The following is a 22091-nucleotide window of genomic DNA, read 5'->3' as shown; positions in this document are numbered from 1 at the left end:
TGGCGAACATATCTGAAATCAAGCGGTCGATTTTCCAGAAATATTTGCAAAAATAATATTAAAAATGACCGCTTGTTTAATATGAAACTATTGGCAATGACATATTGCAATAACGAAATTTTACTATTCTAAGTAGTTTTGCTTGAAAAATGATCGCAACTTATTTAGAATAGACAATCTATACGAGTTAGCTTGCTAACTCGTTTTTTGTGTAACAGGGGAGCCGATTTTCGGCGTTATTACCCACTTAGAGGAAACTTAAAAATGGCAAAAAAAGTCCAAGCATACGTTAAGTTGCAAGTTGCAGCTGGTATGGCTAACCCTTCACCACCAGTTGGTCCTGCATTAGGTCAACAAGGTGTTAACATCATGGAATTCTGTAAAGCATTCAACGCTCGTACTGAGAGCTTAGAAAAAGGTTTACCAATCCCTGTTGTTATCACAGTTTACGCAGACCGTTCATTCACTTTCGTAACTAAAACTCCACCAGCAGCAGTATTACTTAAAAAAGCTGTAGGTATCAAATCTGGTTCAGGTAAACCGAACAAAGATAAAGTGGGTACAGTGACTCAAGAGCAATTACGTCAAATCGCTGAAACTAAAGCAGCAGATATGACAGGTGCTACTATCGAAACCAAAATGAAATCAATCGCTGGTACAGCTCGTTCAATGGGCTTAATCGTAGAGGAATAATACAATGGCTAAATTGACTAAAAAAATGAAAGCAATTAAAGCTGGCGTAGATTCTACTAAAGCTTATGAAATCAACGAAGCAATCGCAGTGTTAAAACAATTCGCAACAGCGAAATTCGTTGAAAGCGTAGACGTAGCGGTGAACTTAGGTATTGACCCTCGTAAATCAGACCAAAACGTACGTGGTGCAACAGTATTACCACACGGTACAGGTCGTACAGCGCGTGTAGCAGTATTCACACAAGGTGCAAACGCAGAAGCAGCGAAAGCAGCGGGTGCAGACTTAGTGGGTATGGAAGATTTAGCAGAGCAAATCAAGAAAGGCGAAATGAACTTTGACGTTGTTATCGCTTCTCCAGATGCAATGCGTGTTGTAGGTCAATTAGGTCAAGTATTAGGTCCACGTGGCTTAATGCCAAACCCGAAAGTTGGTACTGTAACACCAAACGTTGCTGAAGCAGTTAAAAATGCTAAATCAGGTCAGATCCGTTACCGTAACGACAAAAATGGTATTATCCATACTACAATCGGTAAAGCTGACTTCGCACCTGAGCAATTAAAAGATAACTTAGTAGCGTTATTAGCGGCGTTAAACAAAGCTAAACCAACAACAGCTAAAGGTATCTTCATCAAGAAAGTAAGCATCTCTACAACGATGGGTGCTGGTGTAGCAGTTGATCACGCTGCACTTTAATTTCTGATTTAAAATCAAGACCGTATAGAATAAAATCTATACGGTCTTTTTTTCGTTTTGGGGAAAATAATGCTAAAATTTTGGTTTGTCATCTTTACTCTATTTTTGACCGCTTGTACCAGTTTGCCCGCAGTCAAAAGCTTGCCTATGCAAACAAAAAATATACGTTTATTTAAGTTAGAAAGTATGGGGCAGGCAAATTTATTATCGGTACAATTTGAAGCGGAACAATGGCGCTGGGTGCAAACAGATCCACTGGGTTCGCCAAAAGCGAGAGTGTTGCTCAGCAAAAACGGTTGGCAAAATGACGGATTTATTATGCCGAATCAGCAAGCTAAACAACTTTTTAGTGCAATTGCTGTCGCAATTAACCCATATAATCCGCCTTTTGAATTAAATAAAGATTGGCAGATTCAGCAAAATGGCACACATTTTAACATTACGCTTCCTGATGGTTCGGTATGGAAAGTGGATGAACTATAATCGTTAAATACGGATAGAACGAAGAACATGATGAAATTATTCTTATCTCGCCCAGCAATGGTTAGTGCGATAGGTAACGACCTAAATGCGCATTTAGATGTGCTACTTAACCATAAAGCTTCCCCTATTTCAGCCACAGATTCCCCTTATGCTGCGCATGGTATTGAAGGCAAAGCAAAAATGCTTGGTGAAGTGCATTTAAACTTACGTGCGTTTCCTGCTTATCTGCCTGCGGAACATCGTAGCCGTAATAACCAACTTTTATGGCATGCTTTGGAACAAATAGAACCACAAATCAAGCAAGCGATCAGCCGTTTTGGTCAGCAAAGAGTGGCGGTTGTGATTGGCACTTCGACCACAGGTGTAGATGAAAATATTCCCGTGTTCAAATATGCGGCAGAGCATAATGATTGGTCAGGTGCACCGTTTTGGCAGCAACAGCAATATTTTTCTGCACCAGCGGATTTTGTTGCTTACCAATATGGTGTACAGAATGCGAGCTATGGTATTTCCACCGCTTGTACTTCGGGTGCAAGAGCACTGATTTCTGCGGCTCGCTTATTAAAAGCGAATTTATGTGATGCAGTGATTTGTGGAGGGGTGGATACGCTATCGCCTTTAACCATTAGCGGTTTTAGCTCATTAGAAGTACTTTCAGCACAACGCACCAACCCACTTTCAGCTAATCGTAATGGGATCAATATTGGTGAAGCGGCAGCGGCATTCGTGATGACCAGAGAGCTGATGGATGAAGATGCGATTGAATTGCTTGGTTATGGCGCAAGTAGTGACGCCTATCATATGTCTAGCCCACACCCAGAGGGAATTGGTGCTATTTTGGCTTTTGAAAATGCACTGAACTCGACCGCACTTTCTACTTCAGATATTGGCTGGATCAATCTACATGGTACAGGCACAGTTCACAACGACCAAATGGAAACGCTCGCGGTTGCAAAAGTTTTTGGAAATCAGACCGCTTGTACCACCACCAAACCTTATACAGGACACACGCTTGGTGCCGCAGGTGCGCTAGAGGCAGCCATTTTATGGGCGGTAGTAAGCCGTACTCACAATCCGCAAGGTATTTTGCCTGCCCAATTATGGGATGGTGTACGCGATGAAGCACTCCCAGAAATTCTGATTACCAATGCAAATAGCCGTTGGGCGGAAGGCAGACGTATTGGCGCAAGTAGTTCATTTGCGTTCGGTGGTAATAATGCGGTCTTGATCTTGGGAGAAAGCGCCTAATGGATGTTAAGTTGCCTATTGAGAACGTCGCCCCACTCGTGCCACAAAGCGGAGACATGGTATTGATCGATCGCATTACCGACTTTGGCGATGATTTTTTAACAGGGGAAGCAGATATTCGTGCCGAGCATATTCTGCTCAAACAAGGCAAGCTCAGCACGTTTTCAGGTATTGAAATTATGGCGCAAGGAATTGCTGCGTGGGCGGGAATTCAAGCACGCAAGCGCAATGAACCTGTGCGTTTAGGTTATTTACTTGGTACCCGTAAATTACATATTCAGCAAGCTGAAATTGCAATCGGTAGCCAGCTACGCATTGAAGTTAAAATGTCGATTCAAGATGCAACGGGTTTCGGTGTATTCGATTGCCAATTAATTGATAAAGCAAATGATCAAATCCTGCTTTCAGGTGCACTCAATGTCTTCAGCCCGAAAGATGGTAAGATTCAAAAATAAATGTAGGAGCTGGTCCTGTGCCAGCCTGAATATCCACGAGAATTTGCGGGTGGGCACAGGACCCACCCCTACGGAAATAAAAATGTCAGATAACAAAACCGTTCTCATCACAGGCTCTAGTCGTGGTATTGGTAAGGAGATTGCGTTGCAATTAGCGCAGTCTGGGTTTGATATTGTGGTGCATTGCCGCTCTCGGATTGAAGAAGCGGAAGAAGTGGCACAAGCGGTCAAAAATTTGGGACAAAATGCAAGAGTGTTGCAATTTGATGTGAGCAATCGTGAAGAATGCCGAGCCAAATTAGAAGCCGATGTAGAAGCCAATGGCGCATATTATGGCGTGGTGTTGAATGCGGGTTTAACTCGTGATAATGCTTTTCCAGCCTTGAGCGATGAAGATTGGGATAATGTATTACGCACCAATTTAGACGGATTCTACAACGTCCTTCATCCTGTGATGATGCCGATGATCCGCCGCCGTAAAGCGGGACGAATTGTTTGCATTACCTCCGTTTCGGGCATTATCGGCAACCGTGGGCAGGTGAATTACAGTGCATCAAAAGCGGGATTGATTGGTGCCGCTAAAGCCTTAGCGGTGGAGCTCGCAAAACGCAAAATTACCGTAAACTGCGTGGCGCCAGGTTTAATCGATACGGAAATTTTGGACGAAAACCTACCGCTTGATCAAATCCTGAAAGCAATCCCTATGGAAAGAATGGGCAACCCTGATGAGGTTGCTCACGCCGTAGATTTTTTAATGGATGAAAAAGCATCTTATATCACCCGCCAAGTGATCGGTGTGAATGGTGGGTTGTGTTAATTGATAATTTGTAGGGACGGGTCTTGTGCCCGTCCGCTTTATTACGAGATTTTTGGGCGGGCACAGGACCCGCCCCTACATACGAGATAATAAGATGAATACAAAACGTGTTGTAATCACAGGCATTGGTGCCGTTACCGCTTTCGGGCGGACATGGGCGGAAATTAAAACCGCTTTCCAACGTAAAGAAAATGCGGTGCAAAATATGGGCTGGCAAGATAAATACCCTGAGCTTGAAGCACAACTTGGTGCGCCTGTGCCAAATTATGCACCACCAAGTCATTGGAGTCGTAAACAATTGCGCAGTATGGGGCGTGTTTCGCAACTTTGTGTAGATGCTGCAGAGCAGGCGCTTATCAACGCAGGCTTGCTAAATAATGATGAAATCTCACCGCTTGTATTAAACGGCAATATGGGGGTGGCGAGTGGCTCAAGCACTGGCTCAACCGCTGATGTACGTGATATGGCAGAATTGCTGATGACAGGCAAATCTGACACGTTCAACGCTTCTACCTATGTGCGTGCAATGCCTCACACTACAGCGGCGAACATCGGTATTTTCTTCGGTTTACAGGGGCGAATTATCCCGACTTCAAGTGCCTGTTCATCGGGTTCGCAAGGTATTGGCTATGCCTATGAGGCGATCAAATACGGCATGATCCCAATGATGTTGGCTGGCGGCGGCGAAGAATTTTGCCCGTCGGAAGTTTATGTGTTCGACAGCCTTTATGCGGCAAGCCGTAATAATGACAACCCGAAAGGCACGCCTCGCCCTTATGATAAAGATCGTGATGGATTAGTGATCGGCGAAGGTGCAGGTATTTTCGTGTTAGAAGAATTAGAACATGCTTTGGCACGAGGTGCGAATATTATCGCCGAAGTGGTGGGTTATGGCGCAAACAGCGACGGTAGTCACGTTACTCAGCCTCAGGCAAAAACCATGCAACGTTGTATGGAGCTTGCACTGAAAGACGCAGGAATTGCGCCAGAACAAGTTGGCTATGTGAACGGACACGGTACTGCAACGGAGAAAGGCGATATTGCCGAAACCCAAGCGACCTCTGCCGTATTCGGGGCAAGAATGCCGATTAGTTCACAAAAAAGCTACCTTGGGCATACGCTTGGGGCGTGTGGTGCGTTAGAAAGTTGGTTCTCGATTGAAATGATGCGTGATGGCTGGTTTGCGCCTACGCTCAATCTTGAAAACGTGGACGAACGCTGTGGCGAACTCGATTATATTCGTGGCGACGGCAAACAGATTCAAACCGACTATGTGATGAACAATAACTTTGCCTTCGGTGGTGTAAACACTTCGCTAATTTTTAAACGCTGGCAAGGAAAATAGCGATGACGAAAAGAATTTTGGTCGTAAGCTATTCCCAAACAGGGCAACTTACTCGTTTGGCTGAACATTTTGTTCAGCCATTACTTGGGCAAACCGATATTGCTATCGAACATTATCAGCTTCAGCCACAAACCGCCTACACTTTTCCGTGGCGGTTTCTACCATTTTTTAACACCTTTCCTGAAACGGTGCATTTGCAACCTGCACCGATTGTGTTGCCTAAGTTGCAGCACCAAAAATATGATTTAGTGATCATCGCCTATACGGTTTGGTTTCTTTCGCCAAGCCAACCGATCACTGCTTTTTTGCAAAGCGAACTAGCGAAACAGGTGCTTAATGATACACCTGTGATTACGCTGATTGGTTGTCGCAATATGTGGTTACAAGCCCAAGAAAAGCTGAAAAAACTGCTTGCCAATTGTGGTGCGAACCTGATTGGTAATGTGGTAAAAGTCGATCAATCGAACAGCTGGGCGAGTTTTATCACCACGCCAATGTGGATGCTCACGGGCAAGAAAAAAGTCGGTAATTTACCAAGTGCGGGTATTGCCGAAAGTGAAATTCAAGATATGAGCCGTTTTGGCGAAAAACTTTTGCAAACTTTGCAACAAAATAGGCCGCTTGATCATACGCTTTTCCAAGCAATGGGGGCGGTCAAAATCGACGAGAAATTGATGATGAGTGAAAAAGTCGGGGCAAGAAGTTTCCATATTTGGGGCAAATTGCTCATCGCAAGCGGTCAAATTTCACCAAAATTTCGCCAATTTTTACTTTGTTTCTACATCATCTTTTTAGTCGCGATGATTTTAACAGTCGTGCCGATTTCAGCAGTAATCAAACGCCTGTTAAAACCGCTGATACAGAAAAAATTGGATGAGCAAAAGAAATATCACGCTCAACCCTCTGGGGAATAATATGTAGGGGCGGGTTCTGTGCCCGCCCTAAAAACAATATAAATATCGGGCGGGCACAGAACCCGCCCCTACAATGAATTAGAATAAAATGCAAAACGTCTATATCAATAAAATTTCTGCCTTCTTACCTAATGAACCTGTTTCCAACGATGAAATGGAAGCCGTGTTGGGCATGGTGGGCGAAACGCCGTCTCGTGTGCGCAAAATAATTCTGCGTTCCAACGGTATTGTGCAACGTTACTATGCGGTCGATCCGAACACCCATCAAGCAACCCACACCAGCACAGAGTTGGCGGTACAAGCGGTCAAAAAACTCGGGATTTCTGCAAATGAATTTAGTTCGTTGGCTGTCGGAACGTCATACCCCGACCAAATTTTACCAGGGCAGGGCGTGATGGTGCACGGCTTGCTTGAAAACGCACCACCAATGGAAGTGATGTCAATGTCGGGCGTGTGTGCGGCGGGAATGGCAGCGATGAAGCACGCATTCAATGCAGTGCGTACAGGCGAACATCAGTGCGCAGTGTCGGTAGCATCTGAATGCGCCTCGGCAATTATGCGTAGCGAAAATTTTAAAGCGGAAGCAGACAATAAATTACTCGAAAATGCCAAGCCTGAAATCGGTTTTGAGAAGGATTTCTTGCGTTGGATGTTATCGGACGGTGCAGGGGCGGTGGCGCTTTCTAATCAGCCAAATGCCACAGGTTTGAGCTTTAAAATCGACTGGATTGAATTAGTGTCGTTCGCCAATGAAATGCCCGTGTGTATGTACGCAGGTGGTGATGTCAAAAACGGCGAATTTGTTAGTTGGAAATCGGTTCCTAAGGAACAACGTGATGCCGAAAGCTTTATGGCGATCAAACAAGATGTCAAATTGCTCAACGAAAATATCGTGCGTTGCACTGTGGAAAATGCACTTAAACGATTGATTGCTAAATACAATTTGCAAGCGGGAAAAATTGATTATTTCCTACCGCATTATTCATCAGGCTTCTTCCGTGATCGCCTGTTGGACGGCTTACGCAATATTGATTTTGAAATCCCACAAGAAAAATGGTTCACAAACCTAACCTATTGCGGTAACACAGGCTCGGCATCGATCTACATTATCTTAGAAGAATTCGCCCGCACCTTCCCACTCAAGGCAGGGCAAAAAGTGCTCTGTTATGTACCAGAAAGCGGACGTTTTTCCTCGTGTTTTATGTTGTTGGAAGTCGTAATGCAATAAATTATTGGTAGGGGCGGATCCTGTGCCCGCCCGAATATCAGCGAAAGTTTACGGGCGGGCACAGGATTCGTCCCTACGAGCAATATATGGAAATTGATGACATTCCCCAAGACGACAGCAAAATTTTCCAAGGGCAGAAAAAGATAATCTACGCCACCCGCAACGGAAAATTTGAAGCAGGCACCACCACAGGTTGGCAAGCAGAAGAATTCGCCACCGAACAAGCGGTGGATGAGCTAAACCAACTCACCGAACAAGCGCTACAAGCGGTCAAAAACGGCGAAAAATCGGCAATTTATTACCTTATGTACAAAAACCGCTACGATCTGCAAAGCCTCGCTCAAGCCACAGGCTTCTGGCAATGGCAGATCAAACGGCATTTTAGACCAGAGATTTTTGCGAAGTTATCGGAGAAGCAGTTGGCGAAGTATCGGGAGGCGTTTGGGGGATTGGAATGGTAGGGGCGGGTCCTGTGCCCGCCCGCTTATCATATCTATCGTAAACCAGTGGTAAAAAGGAATAATCTCAATAAATTGAGATGTAAAATGAAAATAATCCCCTAAATTGGAAATTAGATACATTATATATGTAATTTGGGCAGGCACAGATTCCCTCTACAATATGATTAAATATGAAAAATATTACTCACCAACACACCGCCCACTGTGAAAGCGGTGTGATGTCAACTTTATTAAAATCACACGGGGCAGAGCTAAACGAAGCGATGGTGTTTGGTTTGGCGTCTGCTTTGACGTTTGTGTATCTGCCGCTGATTAAGGTGAGCGGAATGCCGTTGATTTCGTACCGTATGCCACCGAAGAGCATTATCAAAAATGTCTCGAAAATGCTGAAAGTGCGGTTGAAAATGCAGAAATTTTCCAATGAAAAAGCGGGGCAAGTGGCGTTGGACCAGGCGTTGAACGAAGGCAAATTGGTCGGTTTGCAAACATCGGTGTTTTGGCTGCCCTATTTTCCGCCTGAAATGCGTTTTCATTTTAATGCGCACAATTTGCTGGTGTACGGCAAGGAGCAAGACGATTATTTAATCAGCGATCCTGTGTTTGAAACGGTGCAACGCTGTGCCACGCAAGACTTGCAAAAAGCACGTTTTGCCAAAGGTGCATTGGCGGCGAAAGGGCTGATGTACTATTTTGAGCAAACGCCTGATTTTACTCAAATCGACCTGCCAAGCTTGGTGCGTAAAGCGATTCGCAAGCAGGCGAAACAGATGCTTGCACCGTTGTTTTTTGTCGGTGTGAAAGGCATTCGCACTGTGGCAAAATCGATCGAAAAGCTGACCGCTTGTAAAAAAGGCGAAAAATATAACCGTTTGTACCTCGGGCATATCGTACGAATGCAGGAAGAAATCGGCACAGGCGGCGCGGGTTTCCGCTATCTGTATGCCTATTTCCTTGAACAAGCCGCAGAAATCTGCCAAGAGCCAAAATTCAAACAAGCCTCCGAGCAAATGACCGCAATCGGCGACCAATGGCGCGAATTTGCTACGCTATGCGTGAAACAGTGCCGAAAACCGACGGCGGAAGGCTACAAAGAAGTGGCGACGTTTTTAAGGGGGATTGCACAGAGGGAGCAATTACTCTGGATGATGTTGAAATAAATCGTAGGGGCGGGTCCTGTGCCCGCCAGAATTATGATAAAAATATATGAAAAAGCAACCTTTACCACAACGCAAAATAATCCGTTTACAACATTATGATTATTCTGAAAATGGGTTATATTTCATGACTATTTGTGTGCAAGATCGTTTATGTTTATTGGGTCACATTTTAAATGCGAAAATGGAATTAAGCGCTGCGGGTAAAATGATTGAAGAGTGCTATTTGGAATTGGAGCAGTATTTTCCTACGGTAAAATGTTTAGATTATGTGATTATGCCTAATCATATCCATTTCATTCTTCATTTTGAAAATAAAGAAAATTTGGTGCGTTATTCATTATTTGAGGTCATTCAACGTTTTAAATCTCGAACGAATGTTGAATATATAAAAAATGTAAAACAAAATAATTGGCAACCATTTAATAAGAAATTATGGCAACGAAGTTATTATGAGCATATTGTTCGAGATGAAAAAGATTATTTAATGATTGCGGAATATATTGATAATAACCCATAAAATTGGGTGTTAGATAAATTATATATCGCAGGATAATTTCGGGCAGGCACAGGACCCGCCCCTACGGAAGATAGATGATTAAAATAACCAACCTAAACCACCACTACCCCAACGCTCAAATATCTGCTTTGCAAAATATCAACCTAGAAATCAAACAAGGTTCCGCCGTTGGTTTACTTGGTCCGAATGGGGCGGGGAAGACGACGTTGATGTCGCTTTTGACTGGGTTGCAAACGGTGCAGCAAGGCGAGATTTTGTTTGATGGCGTGCCGTTTGAGAAATTGACGAAGCAGCAACGTCATCAAATTTCTTTGGTGCCGCAAGATTTTGCCTTTTATCCGCTTTTGACCGTGTGGGAAAATCTGAAATTTTTCGCCGCACTTTATGAGGTTACCGATAAAAATTGGCTTGCTGAATTGCTGGAAAAAACGGGATTAACGGCGCATAAATCCAAGCTGGCGAAGCATTTATCAGGCGGGTTAAAACGCCGTTTGAATTTTGCGATTGGATTAATTAATCATCCGAAGGTGATTTTCTTGGATGAAATCACAGTCGGGATCGATCCACAGTCTCGCCAATTTATTTTAAACAGCGTGGCAGAGCTGACAAAGCAAGGCGTAACGGTGATTTACACCTCGCACTATTTGCAGGAAATTGAGCAACTTTGTTCGCAATTGGTGTTGTTAAACGAAGGGCAGTTAATTTATCAAGGCGAGTTGCAAGAAATCATTGGAAATCAACCGCTTGAGAAATTTTATTTGGACTTTTTGGATAAACAGGTAGGAAACCCGTGCTAATTGCTTCGATTTTGAAAGAACTGCGGCTATTAAGTCGCGACCTGCACGGTGTGGCAGTGCTGTTTTTTATGCCGATTTTATTTATGTTGATTATGTCGGCGGCGTTGAGTAACGATAACGAGCTGAGTCACAAGGCGGAAATTGTGTTGTTGGGTGAGGCGGATAATCCGCTGAATACAGCATTTTTTGAGGCGCTAAAAAATGAAAATTTAGCGGTGCAACAAGCGGATATTTCCCAGCTTTCTGATTATCAAGCAGAATTACAAGCGGGTAAATTTGAGCTGATTATTGCAAATTTTAATGTAAAAACGACCGCTTTGACCGACGAAAACCCACTACAACTTTGGCTCAATCCGAGTGTCGATCGTGGTTGGCTGTTAGGTGTGAAAGGTATTTTGCAAAAGCATTACAGCCGTGAGCGGATTGAGAGCTATCTTGCCGATAATCATATCACGCTTGAGAACAATAAACGCAAACAAATCAAACAGATAGAGAAAAAAGTAAATGAGGACTTAGATAAAAAATTCGCGGAAATTAATGGCTATCTTGCAAAAGAATTATGGCAGGAAATTTATCTGAATCGACAAGGTAAGGAAGTCAGCAAACCGAATTCCGTACAGCATAGTGTGCCTGCGTGGCTGATTTTTGGTATGTTCTTCATTATGATTCCGCTCTCAAATGTAATGGCAATGGAGCGACAAACTAACACGATCACACGGCTTAGAATGGCGCGTGCCTCGGCGTTTAAATTAATTGTGGCGAAGCTGATCCCCTATTTTTTAATCAACCAGTTACAATTTGTCGGAATGATTGCACTCGGCTATTTGGTGTTGCCACGTCTTGATATGCCTGCCTTTTCACTTACAGGCGAATGGTGGCATTACGCTGTACTGGCGGCTGCGGTTAGTCTTTCAGCGTTGGGTTATGGTTTGTTGGTAAGCGTGATTGCGCGCACTACTGAACACGCGGTGGTGTTGGGTGGTGGTGGCATTATCATTATGGCGGCAATCGGTGGCATTATGGTGCCGACCTATGTAATGCCCGAGATTATGCAAACCATTGCTGAATTTTCGCCAATGGGTTGGGCGTTAAGTGCTTTTCAAAACCTGTTGTTGAATCAATACGATCTCACGCAAATTGCAAATTATTTGGCGAAATTGACCGCTTTCGGAGTATTGATGATTGTGCTTGCGGCAGTGGTTTATCACCAACAACTGAAAAAGCAGGTGCGGTTTTGATTGTAGGGACGGGTCCTGTGCCCGTCCGTTTTCTCTCAATATTTTAATTTTAGGGCAGGCACAGGATCTGCCCCTACGGATAAAAATGAAATACCAATTTACCCTTGAACCCAATTTACTTGAATTAGAACTTAAAAAACTCATTGTGCAAGAATCGGAGAAAGACGATTTTTTGCCTGAAGACATTGATAATAACGAACCACTGTTTGGCAATCAAAGCCGTATTCAGCTGGATTCACTGGATGCATTACAAATTGCAGTGGCGTTGCAGGCGCATTTTAAAGTGCGTTTACAAGGCGATCGCATGGTGCGCAAATATATGATGTGTGTGGCGGATTTAGCGCAATTTATTCGAACGGAACATCAATAATGACGGTGTATATTAATGCAAGCGGCCGAATTTCAGCAGACATTTGCAAGAGTCGTACCGCACTGCAATTAGGGCAATCGGTAGAATTGCCCTATTTTTCGGCTTTTGAACAGCAATGTCTAAATCTCGAACAATTATATATCTTGCTTGAACGGCAGATCGAACAATGCGTTTTGCAAGCAGGATGGGAAATTACAGAATTAGCGGGAATACCAATTTTATTGGGTTCGACGGCTTATACGATTGCTGATTGTGAGTATCGTGTTGCACACCAACAAACTTTACCGAGCGAGCCAAATCTTGCCGTAATTGGCAATCATCTTCAGCAAAAATATGGCGCAAAGTTATTTAATTTTGCGACTTCTTGCACTTCATCAGCTCAGGCGATCGGCTATGCAGTGAAAATGATTGAACAGGGCAAGTGTGACAGAGCGTTGGTGGTAGGCTTTGAAATGTTTAATCGTTTAACCTTTGAGCATTTTCAGGCAATGGGACTATTGGCACAAAATGCAAATGAAAAAGGCATTGTGTTAGGCGAAGGAATCGGCTGCGTAGCGTTAAGTAATCAGCCGTCAGATTGCCAGATCTTAGGTGTAGCAAGCCTCACCGATCACGAAAGTTTAACCAACAATAGCGAAACGGCTTTAGCGTCGTTGATCAGTAAAATTTTGCAAAAATCCGACCGCTTGCCAGCCGAAATTCAGGCGGTAAAAGCGCATTTTGTCGGAAGCGAGTTTGATGAAACGGAACAAGCCCTTTTGCAAAAGGTATTGCCAAATCGGCCGCTATTGTTTCCGAAACAAGAATTGGGACATACACTTGGTGCAAGTGGCGCATTGGAAACCGCATGGTTACTGGAATATTTGCAAAAAAATAGCGGAAGTAGACCGTTTCTGGTGTTGAATTATTTTCTTGGTTTTGGCGGAAGTAATATAGGGTGGCTGTTGCAATGGAAGTAATCGCAAAATTTCAATTAACCGAACAGTTAGATGATAAAAGTTTGCGCCAGCGTTTAAAAGAGCAAGGTGTGGAGGCTCGTCGGTTAAGCCGTTTTACCCAATTGGCATTATTGGGCGCTTTGCAGTTTCGTGAGTATCTTCATGCGGGAAGTGCGATTTATTTAGCTTCTAGCTTTAATTCGCCCACCAAATTCCAAAAAATGTTTGAAAACTTAACCGAACAACAATTACCTAGCCCGCTGGATTTTATGGCAAATATTAATAATGCCGCGGTGTTTCAAATTGCGCAAACTTTAAATATTCAAGGCGAAAGCCTATTTCTCGCCATGCAAAAAAATGAGTTAGAGAAGTTGTTTACATTAGCGGAATTAGATTTAGCCCCTCAACAAACCGCATTGATTGGTTGGGTGTTTGAACGCTATCAAATGAGTCAACGAGATGAAAGTATTTGGTGGATTGTAAAGGGCTGATTGGCGCTCGTTGTTATATTGGTAGAAGGTCAGATTTCGTGTAGAATGAGATGATTTTTATTATATTTTAAAGGAATTTTCATGAAAAAACTCGTATTAGCCGCATGCTCATTATTTGCTTTAACTGCTTGTACCAATAATTTCCCAACAACGGATGCAGTAGAAAAACGTGAAGATTTAACCAAAATTTGTATTAAAGAATCTGCAAATCCTCGCTTAAGCTCTTTTGTGCCAAGTCTTGTGAAAAGTTTGAATACTAAAGGTATTGCAAGCGAGGTACATATTAACAAAGTACCACATGAGTCATGTAAATATATGCTTAGCTATGCGCTAAATGCACGTAATGCCTTAGTATTACGTGCAACCGTTAGAGTAAGTGAATTAGATGGTTCTAATTATGATGAAATTGGTGAAGTCGTATATAAACAACGTAGCCGTGAAGAACAAAGAGCATCAAAATCTAACGGAGTGCAAGGTCAAACCGACCGCATTGTGGCAGAACTCTTCAAAAATTATTAATTTCCTATGACAACGCATTGTGAATTTTCATTAAATATTGAAGCGTGGAATGTGGTTGCGAATAAGCAACTTTCTACGTCTGATTGGCAGTTAGGCGAAGCACATTGGGCAGAAAATGCTAAAAATTGGCAAGATTTTGCACCCAAATTAGCATTTTTACCGCCTATGAAACGCCGTCGTTTAAGCGATTCTGCACGGCTATTTTTTGAAGCTGCATGGGAATTATTACCCGTTGAACAAGCAAATGTACCAGTGGTATTTGCTTCAAATAATAGTGAAATTAACCGCAGTTTTGGTTTATGGCATACGCTTTTGCAAGAGGGTGATGTTTCGCCTACTTCATTTAGCTTGTCAGTGCACAATGCGTTGGTAGGGCAATGGTCGGAATTTCGTCAGGTCACCACAGAGACTATTTCGATCACCGCATCAAAAGATAACTTAGAGTCTGCATTGTTAGAAGCGTATTTATTGCTAAATGACGGTGCGGAAAAAGTGTTGGTAGTGGTGGCAGAAAGCCCGTTATTAGAAAGCTATAATGCCCAGCCGATTGAACGTCAACCTTTTGCTTATGCCCTTGCGTTAGTGGTCAGTAAAGGTTCGCAATATCAGTTGCGATTGAGTGCAAAAAAGAGTGAAAATTCGACTGTACTTTTAGCAAAAGATAATGCACTCGCTTGGGTGCAGCATCAATATTTGCAAAGCAAGACATGGCAAACTAACAGTACAAATGACAAGGTGTGGCAATGGCAGAAAAATTAAACTGGTTGCGTCGCTTTATCGGCACAATGTTTGGTTTTATCCTGTTTGGTGTGCTAGGAATCAGTTACAAATTGGTGCTTGCACCTTATGTTAAGCGGGTAAAAAACGGCGATTTTTCGCATTTTTTACAAGCTCGTCAATCAGTTGGCAAAATTTGGGCGTTTTTTATTAAATATCTTATTTGGGCGGGCGTGCTTGAAGTTGAATATCGAGGCTTTGAACGCTTGGGGCGTACTGGGCAATTAGTAGTGGCAAATCACCCGTCTTTGTTAGATGTGGTACTTATTCTTTCTAAAGAAAGCCGTTTGAACTGCATTGTCAAAAAGGATTTGCTAAAAAATCCTGTGATGACCGATCCGATAATTGCTTGTGGTTTTTTACCTAATTCAGAAAGCGAAGAAGTGTTAGAAAAAAGCCATCAAATTTTGCAACAAGAGGCATTGCTATTATTTCCAGAAGGCACTCGTACGGGCTGGGATGGCGTGGTAAATTTACATCGTGGTGCGGTTTCAATTGGGTTGCGCAGTGCAAAAGTGATTACGCCGATTATCATCAAAATGTCGCCGCCGAACCTAAAAAAAGGGCAAGCTTGGTATAAAATTTCTGCACAAAAGATTCGTTATGAATTAACTGTGGCAGAAGATATTGACCCACAAGCATTATTGGCGGAGAAGCCACTTCCAATTGCTTCTCGCCGTTTAAAAAAACAATTAGAAGATTTATTTAATTCACATACTTATGCAATTTAAGGACAGAAAATGGAACTTGAACTTCAGTTAAAACAATTAATTATCGACAGTCTTAGTCTGGAAGATATGAGCGTAGAAGATATTGATACAGATGCGCCTCTTTTCGGTGATGAAGGGTTAGGTTTAGATTCTGTGGATGCGCTTGAGCTAGGCTTAGCCGTACAAAAAACATTTGGTTTACAATTAGATAGCGAAAAACAGAACTTACGCAATCATTTTGAAAGCGTTGCAACGTTAGCAGCATTTATTCGTTCAATTAAGGGGTAAAGCAATGACTGAACAAGAAATTCAAGCGTTATTGGTGGAAGCGTTAGAAACCCTTTTTGAAGTTGATCCAAAAAGCATTACGCCAGAAACCAATTTATATGAAGATTTAGAAATTGATAGCATTGATGCGATCGATTTAATTGATCATATCAAACGTGAAACAGGGCATAAATTACAAGCGGAAGATTTCCGCAATGTACGCACTGTAGCTGATGTGGTACAAGCGGTGCTTAAAATTAGCCAAAAAGCTGAATAACATTTCACGCATTCCCGAATGAATTATTCATCGACAGAGCTTATCGCTCAACATCCCACTTGGTATTATGCCGATTTTGAACAGCGTGTATGGCAGATTGCAACAGTTCTTCAACAGCAACAAATTAAAACGGTTGCGCTTTGGTTTGAAGACGGCGCAAAACTGGCTTGCACGCTGTTAGCTTGTTGGCACGCCAATGTTCGTACCTTATTCCTACCAAATTTTACTGAAGAAAGCGTAAGCTGGGCGAATCAGCTTGCGGATATTTGGCTCGCTGATGTGCCAATTAACGTGGCAAATGTGTTTCAGTTTGACCAATTTGGCAGTCAGATCGACTTGCAAAAAATTGAGCAAAATCGACCGCTTACTGCATTCAATATGGATACTGAATTTTTGTTGAAAACCTCGGGTAGTACGGGGCAACCCAAAACAATTGTGAAGACTGCAGGGCAATTGTGGCGCAATGCACAGGTATGTGCAGATGCTTTTGGGTTTGAATCAGGCAACCATATCAGCGCCGTTTGTACGGTCAGCATTCAGCATTTATATGGGCTAATTTGCCAAATTATGATGCCATTGGTGTTAGGTTGGCAGATTGGCCGTAAACAACAATTCTTCCCTGAAAATGTGGCACAAGCCTGTATACAAGCAGAAAAAACGGTATTGATCAGTAGCCCAACCATGCTGGCGAGTATTGATTGGCAACGCTTAGCCTTTCCTTCGTTAAGCCAAATTGTTTCGGCGGGCGGTATGTTATCTAGCACGGTTGCTATGGAGATTTTTACCGCTACAGGTTTTTATGTGACCGATTTCTATGGCACAACGGAGGCAGGGGCGATTGCTTTTAAGCAAGGCTCACAACTTTGGCAACCTATGCCAAATGCCCGTGTCGGAACTGATGAACGCTCCGCACTTTGGATTGAAGCCGATTGGCTTGTTGGGCGTGAACAATGTGAAGATGTGGTGGAATTTTGTGAGCAAGGTTTCAGCATTTTAGGGCGAATTGATCGCATTCTTAAATTGGGCGACAAACGTATTTCGCTAGCTAGTATTGAGCAAAATTTACTGTTGCATTGTGCAGTGGCAGATTGTTACCTCGGCAAACATCCGCTACACAATCGCTTGGTGGCTTGGGTGGCATTATCGGCACAAGGTTTGGCGCTTTATCAGCAAAATCGTAAAACGTTGGTGGTAGAGCTCAAACAGCATCTTGCGCTTACGCAAGACAAAGTGGCGTTACCGCGTTTTTGGCGCTTTACCGATAAACTACCTCGTAACAGCCAATCCAAAATCAGCAAAACTTTATTTGAACAAATTTGTTTGGCGGAACAGTTCGACCACTTTGGTAAGTCGTCATGCGATTAATTCAGATTATGATGCGTGTTTTGCTCAGTGCATTGAGTATTGCTTATCCGTTGTTATGGTGGCTCAGACCTGAGATGCAAGTATTGACTTATCTCCCGTTTGGCTTGGCATTTTTGTGGTTGTATCAGGGATATCAGGCAGTCAAATTTCAGCGAATTTTTGCCTTTTTGATGGCGATAATGCTAAGCCTTGTTGGGTTAAATCGTGGCTTGGCGTGGATGTACTGGTATCCTGTGGCAATCAATGTCTTTATGCTAAGTATTTTTGGTGGTAGCTTGTGGGCGAAACAGACCATTATTGAAAAATTTGCCCGCTTACAAGATCCAAATCTACCTGCTGAAGCAGTACTTTATACTCGTAAAGTCACGCAAGTTTGGTGCGCCTTATTTATCTTTAATATTGTGGTAACGGTGTCTTTGATTAGTCTTAATTGGCTTGAAGCTTGGGCACTTTACACGGGCGTGATTGCTTATATCCTCATGGGCGTGGTGATGGCTGGTGAGTGGCTAATTCGCCCAAAACAGAATAAAACAGTGTAATTTTATGAACAAGAATCCTATTGCATTAAATCCCGTTTGGCAGAGTGATGATTTTTTTCATCGTGTGGCACAAATTGCACAACAATTTCAGCAAGATAAGCTGAAAGCGGTTGGTTTGTGGTTAGAAGATGCTGCACAATTTGCTTGTGTGCTACTAGCCTGCTTTCGTGCCGATGTAAAAGTATTATTACCACCGAATTTATTGCCAGAAAATCAGCAATGGCTACAACAAAATACGGATTTTTTGTTGAATGATGAACAGTTTCAACATTACGGACATTTGCAAAATGTGACGGATTTTGCACCGCTTGTGGATTGGCAATGCCAAACAGAGGTTTGGCTAAAAACATCAGGTAGCAGTGGTGAGGCAAAAATTCTGAAAAAAACCGCCGCACTTTTATGGCAAGAGGCAATCGAAGTTGGCAAGTTTTTACCGTTCCAACAACATGCTACTCACGTTATTGGTAGTGTGAGTGTGCAACATTTTTATGGTTTAACCTATCGAGTGTTAATTCCATTATGGCATTGCTTGCAAGGCAGTGCTTGGACAATCGGGCGTGAGCAATTGGTTTACCCTGAATATTTATTAGCAGAAAGTAAACAAAGCCAGCAATCTTTGTGGATCACCAGTCCTGCGTTACTTTCTCGTTTAAATCTGAATTTGCCTAATTTAGCGCAACAACATGTAGCGGGTATTATTTCATCGGGTGGTGCTTTAGATGAGCAATTGGCACAGCAGATTCAAACCGCTATAAATTGTCCTGTGTTGGAAGGGTATGGCAGTACCGAAACAGGCTGTATCGCTTTTCGTCAGCCTTATCAACATTGGCAACCATTACAAGATGTGCAGTTTGGTATGAATGAACAAGGTGCATTATGGGTTGAATCGAGTCGTACTCAGGGGCGTGAACAAACCGCAGATGCGATTGAATGTTTTGCGGACGGTTTTACTTTGTTAGGGCGTTTAGATCGCATTGTGAAATTAGGTGATAAAAGAGTGTCATTAGTGAAAATTGAACAGGATTTATTAAGGCACTCGTGGGTGGCAGATGCTTATGTGGCACAACATCCACAACAGCAACGTGCGGTGGCGTGGTTGGCGTTAAGTGAACAGGGGATTGAATGTTTGCGTGAGAATGGACGTAAATATTTAACCGAACAGCTGAAAAAATCCCTGATGACTACTCAAGAAAAATTTGCTTTGCCACGTTACTGGCGTTTAACTGATCAATTGCCACGCAATGCACAATCAAAAATCTCCCGCCAAGATTTTGAGTCTGTGTGCCAACAACAAGTTACTGACCCTATTTGGCTGGCTCGCAATGAACAAGCTGATCAACTTGAATTAATAGGTAAAGTACCACTAGATTTACATTATTTCAAAGGGCATTTTGCAAACTTTCCGTTGGTGCCAGGGGTAGTAGAATTACAATGGGTTACAGAGCAAGTGCCCAACTTATTAAAACGAGAAATTGAGATTGAGCGAGTGGATAATCTGAAATTCCAACAGTTTTTACGTCCGAATGATGAAATCACACTTACACTCAGTTGGGATAGCCTAAAACAACGCATAAAATTTCAACTTAAAAGTAATGGCGAAATTTGTGCAAGCGGTCTAATTATTGAGAAAAAAAGCGAGGCATAACGATGACAGCACACAACGTTATTGCATTGATTCCTCATTATAATCATGCCAACAAGATCGAAGCGGTGATCAAACAGTTATTAGCATTTGATTTACCCGTGTTGGTGGTGGACGACGGCTCAACCGCTGAACAACGCCAGCAACTTGCACAAATTGCACAACGTTTGTATATCACGGTTGTTTTGCGTGCGCAAAATGGCGGTAAAGGGGCGGCGGTAAAAACAGGACTACAATGGGCGTTTGAACAGGGATTTAGCCACGCTGTGCAAGTGGATGCGGACGGGCAGCATCATTTAGCTGATATTGAAACGATGTTGGTAAAATCTCGCCAAAATCCGACCGCTTTGATTTGTGGTAAACCGATTTATGGCGATGATGCACCGAAAGCTCGTTTATATGGACGTAAAATTACCAATTTTTGGATTGCGATCAACACCTTATCACTCAAGGTGGAAGATGGTATGTGCGGTTTTCGTTTATACCCGTTGGCGACCGTCGTTCCTATTCTTAATCAAGAAAAATTAGGCGATAGAATGGATTTTGATATTGAAATCCTCATACATTGCCAATGGCGAAAAATACCGCTGGTGTGGGTGGATACCCCTGTAAAATATGAAGCAGGTGGCGTATCGCATTTCCGTGGTTGGGCAGATAATTGGCTTATTAGCAAAATGCACGCACGGCTTTTTTTCGGTATGTTAGGACGAGTGCTGACAGGAAAATTTTAATGACAACACCAACGCAAAACCAGCACCATTGGGCAAATCAAAAAGAGCGAGGTACGCAATTTTTTCTCAGCCTTACTCGGCTGATCGTGCAATATTGCCCACTATGGTTAATTCGCTTGTTTACTTTTTGGGTAGTGCTATATTTTTATGTCACCTCAAAAAAAGCACGGGGTTACATTGCGGAATATCAGCAAAATTTGACCGCTTGTTTCCCGCAAGTGCGCTTAAAAAAAGCGCCCGTTTTCCGCCAATTTCTGGCGTTTGGCGAAGCGATTACCGACCGTTTTGCGGTATGGCAACACCAGATTGATTATGCGGATTTAATTATTGATGACAGTGAAAATTTGTATGCGGAAATTGATGCAGGCGGACGAGGGCAAATTTTAGTTTGTTCTCATTTTGGCAATATTGAAATTTGCCGAGCATTATTGAATAACGGGCATCATCCTAACTTTAAATTAAATGCATTGGTGCATAGCAAACACGCAGAAGCGTTTAATCAAGCACTGGTTGCAGCGGGTGCAGATGAATTGCCTCTTATTCAAGTAGAAGAATTGGATGTACCAAAAATGCTGGAATTAAGTGAGCGGATTGAACGTGGGGAGTGGATCGCCATTGCGGCTGATCGTGTTCCTGTGCGAGGCGATAAAACACAAGCGGTCAATTTTTTAGGCAAAAACGCAGAATTTCCAGAAGGTGCATGGTTATTAGCGAGCTTGTTGAAAGCGCCGATTAATAGCATTTTTAGCTTAAAAGAAAATGGTAAATATCGCTTAAAACTGCGTCATTTTTCGCCTCCTATTCAAGGACGTGGTGCGCTACGTCAGCAAAATATTCAGCAAGCCATGCAAAACTATGCAGATTTATTAGCAAGTGAATGTGCAAAATATCCGCATTTATGGTTTAATTTCTACGATTTTTGGCAACAAAAATAGCTTACATAATAAGGTTCAGAGAGGAGAACAATATGAAACTCGTAAAAACAGCAGGGGTGATCGGTGTTGCATTAATTATGGCAGCTTGTGCGCCACGTAATACTACTCACCATTTATCTATTCAGGAGGCGCTTAATTCAGCAGAAGCAAAAGAAGTGCTTAATCCAAATATTAAATTGTACTTTGCAAAACCAGCGCCAGGTAAGGTGATCCGCAAAGGTATCACAACCAATCCAAAAACTAATGCTGCAAATAAATCAGATGCAGACTCTTGCCGTTGGGCATTCTTATCTGCAGTGAAAAAATTCCAAGAGCGTGCAGAAAGAGAGGGCGCAACGAAAGTGGGTAACTTAGTGAGTTACTACAAGAAAAAAGAGTTTAAGAGCGCAACCCAATATGAGTGCCACGCAGGTAACTTAATAAGTGGTGTGGCGTTAAAAGGCGACATTGTAAAATAATTTTTGTAGAATAAGCGGTAATTTT

The 22091-nt window shown here is 42.8% G+C and carries 28 protein-coding genes; all 28 read left to right on the top strand.

All coding sequences use genetic code 11. The features are described 5' to 3' along the window. Window positions 1–264 precede the first annotated feature (264 nt). Window positions 265–693, top strand: coding sequence for a 50S ribosomal protein L11 (rplK, locus tag F8M47_RS00750; protein ID WP_005599211.1), 429 nt, complete (start codon window positions 265–267; stop codon window positions 691–693). Window positions 694–697: 4 nt separating this feature from the next. Beyond that, a complete protein-coding gene (gene rplA, locus F8M47_RS00745; RefSeq protein ID WP_150538311.1) occupies window positions 698–1387 on the top strand; it encodes a 50S ribosomal protein L1 in 690 nt (229 codons plus the stop codon). 69 nt (window positions 1388–1456) lie between these two features. After that, window positions 1457–1870 (top strand): hypothetical protein, encoded by a 414-nt coding sequence (locus F8M47_RS00740; RefSeq protein WP_150538310.1) that lies wholly within the window; start codon window positions 1457–1459, stop codon window positions 1868–1870. A 30-nt stretch (window positions 1871–1900) separates the two neighbouring features. Then, a complete protein-coding gene (locus tag F8M47_RS00735) occupies window positions 1901–3118 on the top strand; it encodes a beta-ketoacyl-ACP synthase (RefSeq protein WP_425292554.1) in 1218 nt (405 codons plus the stop codon). Continuing rightward, on the top strand, window positions 3118–3573 hold the full coding sequence (locus F8M47_RS00730; protein ID WP_150538308.1) for a hotdog family protein: 456 nt from the start codon (window positions 3118–3120) through the stop codon (window positions 3571–3573). The genes F8M47_RS00735 and F8M47_RS00730 overlap by 1 nt, the downstream gene beginning before the upstream one ends. Before the next feature lie 82 nt (window positions 3574–3655). Further along, window positions 3656–4390 carry a 3-oxoacyl-ACP reductase FabG gene (gene fabG, locus F8M47_RS00725; RefSeq protein ID WP_150538307.1) on the top strand — a complete coding sequence of 245 codons (735 nt, stop codon included), beginning with the start codon at window positions 3656–3658 and terminating at the stop codon, window positions 4388–4390. 94 nt (window positions 4391–4484) lie between these two features. Next, window positions 4485–5735, top strand: coding sequence for a beta-ketoacyl-ACP synthase (locus F8M47_RS00720; protein ID WP_150538306.1), 1251 nt, complete (start codon window positions 4485–4487; stop codon window positions 5733–5735). A 2-nt stretch (window positions 5736–5737) separates the two neighbouring features. Next, window positions 5738–6649: a dialkylrecorsinol condensing enzyme gene (locus tag F8M47_RS00715; protein WP_150538305.1), complete on the top strand. Its 912-nt coding sequence runs from the start codon at window positions 5738–5740 to the stop codon at window positions 6647–6649. Between the two features lie 88 nt (window positions 6650–6737). After that, window positions 6738–7877 carry a beta-ketoacyl-ACP synthase III gene (locus F8M47_RS00710; RefSeq protein WP_150538304.1) on the top strand — a complete coding sequence of 380 codons (1140 nt, stop codon included), beginning with the start codon at window positions 6738–6740 and terminating at the stop codon, window positions 7875–7877. A gap of 86 nt (window positions 7878–7963) precedes the next feature. Next, window positions 7964–8338, top strand: a complete 375-nt coding sequence (locus F8M47_RS00705) for a DarG family dialkylresorcinol biosynthesis protein (RefSeq protein WP_150538303.1) — start codon at window positions 7964–7966, stop codon at window positions 8336–8338. Window positions 8339–8508: 170 nt separating this feature from the next. Then, a complete protein-coding gene (darH, locus tag F8M47_RS00700) occupies window positions 8509–9495 on the top strand; it encodes a BtrH-related acyltransferase DarH (protein ID WP_150538302.1) in 987 nt (328 codons plus the stop codon). A gap of 46 nt (window positions 9496–9541) precedes the next feature. Then, entirely contained in the window at window positions 9542–10012 is a 471-nt protein-coding gene (locus F8M47_RS00695; RefSeq protein ID WP_150538301.1) for a transposase, read from the top strand. Between the two features lie 74 nt (window positions 10013–10086). Further along, window positions 10087–10809 carry an ABC transporter ATP-binding protein gene (locus F8M47_RS00690; RefSeq protein WP_150538300.1) on the top strand — a complete coding sequence of 241 codons (723 nt, stop codon included), beginning with the start codon at window positions 10087–10089 and terminating at the stop codon, window positions 10807–10809. Further along, window positions 10803–12047, top strand: a complete 1245-nt coding sequence (locus F8M47_RS00685; protein ID WP_150538299.1) for an ABC transporter permease — start codon at window positions 10803–10805, stop codon at window positions 12045–12047. Before F8M47_RS00690 ends, F8M47_RS00685 begins: the two co-directional genes overlap by 7 nt. 85 nt (window positions 12048–12132) lie before the next feature. Further along, entirely contained in the window at window positions 12133–12417 is a 285-nt protein-coding gene (locus F8M47_RS00680) for an acyl carrier protein (RefSeq protein WP_150538298.1), read from the top strand. Continuing rightward, on the top strand, window positions 12417–13376 hold the full coding sequence (locus tag F8M47_RS00675) for a beta-ketoacyl synthase N-terminal-like domain-containing protein (protein ID WP_150538297.1): 960 nt from the start codon (window positions 12417–12419) through the stop codon (window positions 13374–13376). Before F8M47_RS00680 ends, F8M47_RS00675 begins: the two co-directional genes overlap by 1 nt. After that, the gene (locus F8M47_RS00670) at window positions 13367–13846 is read left to right on the top strand and encodes a beta-ketoacyl-[acyl-carrier-protein] synthase family protein (protein ID WP_150538296.1); all 480 of its coding nucleotides are present in this window, start codon (window positions 13367–13369) and stop codon (window positions 13844–13846) included. Before F8M47_RS00675 ends, F8M47_RS00670 begins: the two co-directional genes overlap by 10 nt. 81 nt (window positions 13847–13927) lie before the next feature. After that, on the top strand, window positions 13928–14365 hold the full coding sequence (locus F8M47_RS00665; protein ID WP_150538295.1) for a hypothetical protein: 438 nt from the start codon (window positions 13928–13930) through the stop codon (window positions 14363–14365). Window positions 14366–14371: 6 nt separating this feature from the next. Further along, window positions 14372–15124, top strand: a complete 753-nt coding sequence (locus F8M47_RS00660; RefSeq protein WP_150538294.1) for a beta-ketoacyl synthase chain length factor — start codon at window positions 14372–14374, stop codon at window positions 15122–15124. Further along, window positions 15109–15873 carry a lysophospholipid acyltransferase family protein gene (locus tag F8M47_RS00655; RefSeq protein ID WP_150538293.1) on the top strand — a complete coding sequence of 255 codons (765 nt, stop codon included), beginning with the start codon at window positions 15109–15111 and terminating at the stop codon, window positions 15871–15873. Before F8M47_RS00660 ends, F8M47_RS00655 begins: the two co-directional genes overlap by 16 nt. Window positions 15874–15882: 9 nt before the next feature. Continuing rightward, window positions 15883–16140: a phosphopantetheine-binding protein gene (locus F8M47_RS00650; RefSeq protein ID WP_150538292.1), complete on the top strand. Its 258-nt coding sequence runs from the start codon at window positions 15883–15885 to the stop codon at window positions 16138–16140. A 4-nt stretch (window positions 16141–16144) separates the two neighbouring features. Continuing rightward, on the top strand, window positions 16145–16396 hold the full coding sequence (locus F8M47_RS00645; protein WP_150538291.1) for an acyl carrier protein: 252 nt from the start codon (window positions 16145–16147) through the stop codon (window positions 16394–16396). Window positions 16397–16414: 18 nt separating this feature from the next. After that, entirely contained in the window at window positions 16415–17761 is a 1347-nt protein-coding gene (locus F8M47_RS00640; protein ID WP_150538290.1) for an AMP-binding protein, read from the top strand. Then, window positions 17752–18300 (top strand): COG4648 family protein, encoded by a 549-nt coding sequence (locus F8M47_RS00635; protein ID WP_150538289.1) that lies wholly within the window; start codon window positions 17752–17754, stop codon window positions 18298–18300. Before F8M47_RS00640 ends, F8M47_RS00635 begins: the two co-directional genes overlap by 10 nt. 4 nt (window positions 18301–18304) lie before the next feature. Beyond that, window positions 18305–19945, top strand: a complete 1641-nt coding sequence (locus F8M47_RS00630; protein WP_150538288.1) for an ApeI family dehydratase — start codon at window positions 18305–18307, stop codon at window positions 19943–19945. Between the two features lie 2 nt (window positions 19946–19947). Beyond that, window positions 19948–20673: a glycosyltransferase family 2 protein gene (locus tag F8M47_RS00625; protein WP_150538287.1), complete on the top strand. Its 726-nt coding sequence runs from the start codon at window positions 19948–19950 to the stop codon at window positions 20671–20673. After that, the gene (locus F8M47_RS00620; RefSeq protein ID WP_150538286.1) at window positions 20673–21608 is read left to right on the top strand and encodes a lysophospholipid acyltransferase family protein; all 936 of its coding nucleotides are present in this window, start codon (window positions 20673–20675) and stop codon (window positions 21606–21608) included. Before F8M47_RS00625 ends, F8M47_RS00620 begins: the two co-directional genes overlap by 1 nt. A 32-nt stretch (window positions 21609–21640) precedes the next feature. Further along, window positions 21641–22066, top strand: coding sequence for an excinuclease ABC subunit A (locus F8M47_RS00615; RefSeq protein ID WP_150538285.1), 426 nt, complete (start codon window positions 21641–21643; stop codon window positions 22064–22066). Window positions 22067–22091: the final 25 nt, after the last annotated feature.

The organism is Actinobacillus vicugnae (assembly GCF_901687125.1).
In the GTDB taxonomy this organism is placed as follows: domain Bacteria; phylum Pseudomonadota; class Gammaproteobacteria; order Enterobacterales; family Pasteurellaceae; genus Actinobacillus; species Actinobacillus vicugnae.
The sequence above is the reverse complement of the archived record's forward strand: the minus strand, read 5'-3'. Positions and strand labels throughout refer to the sequence as shown.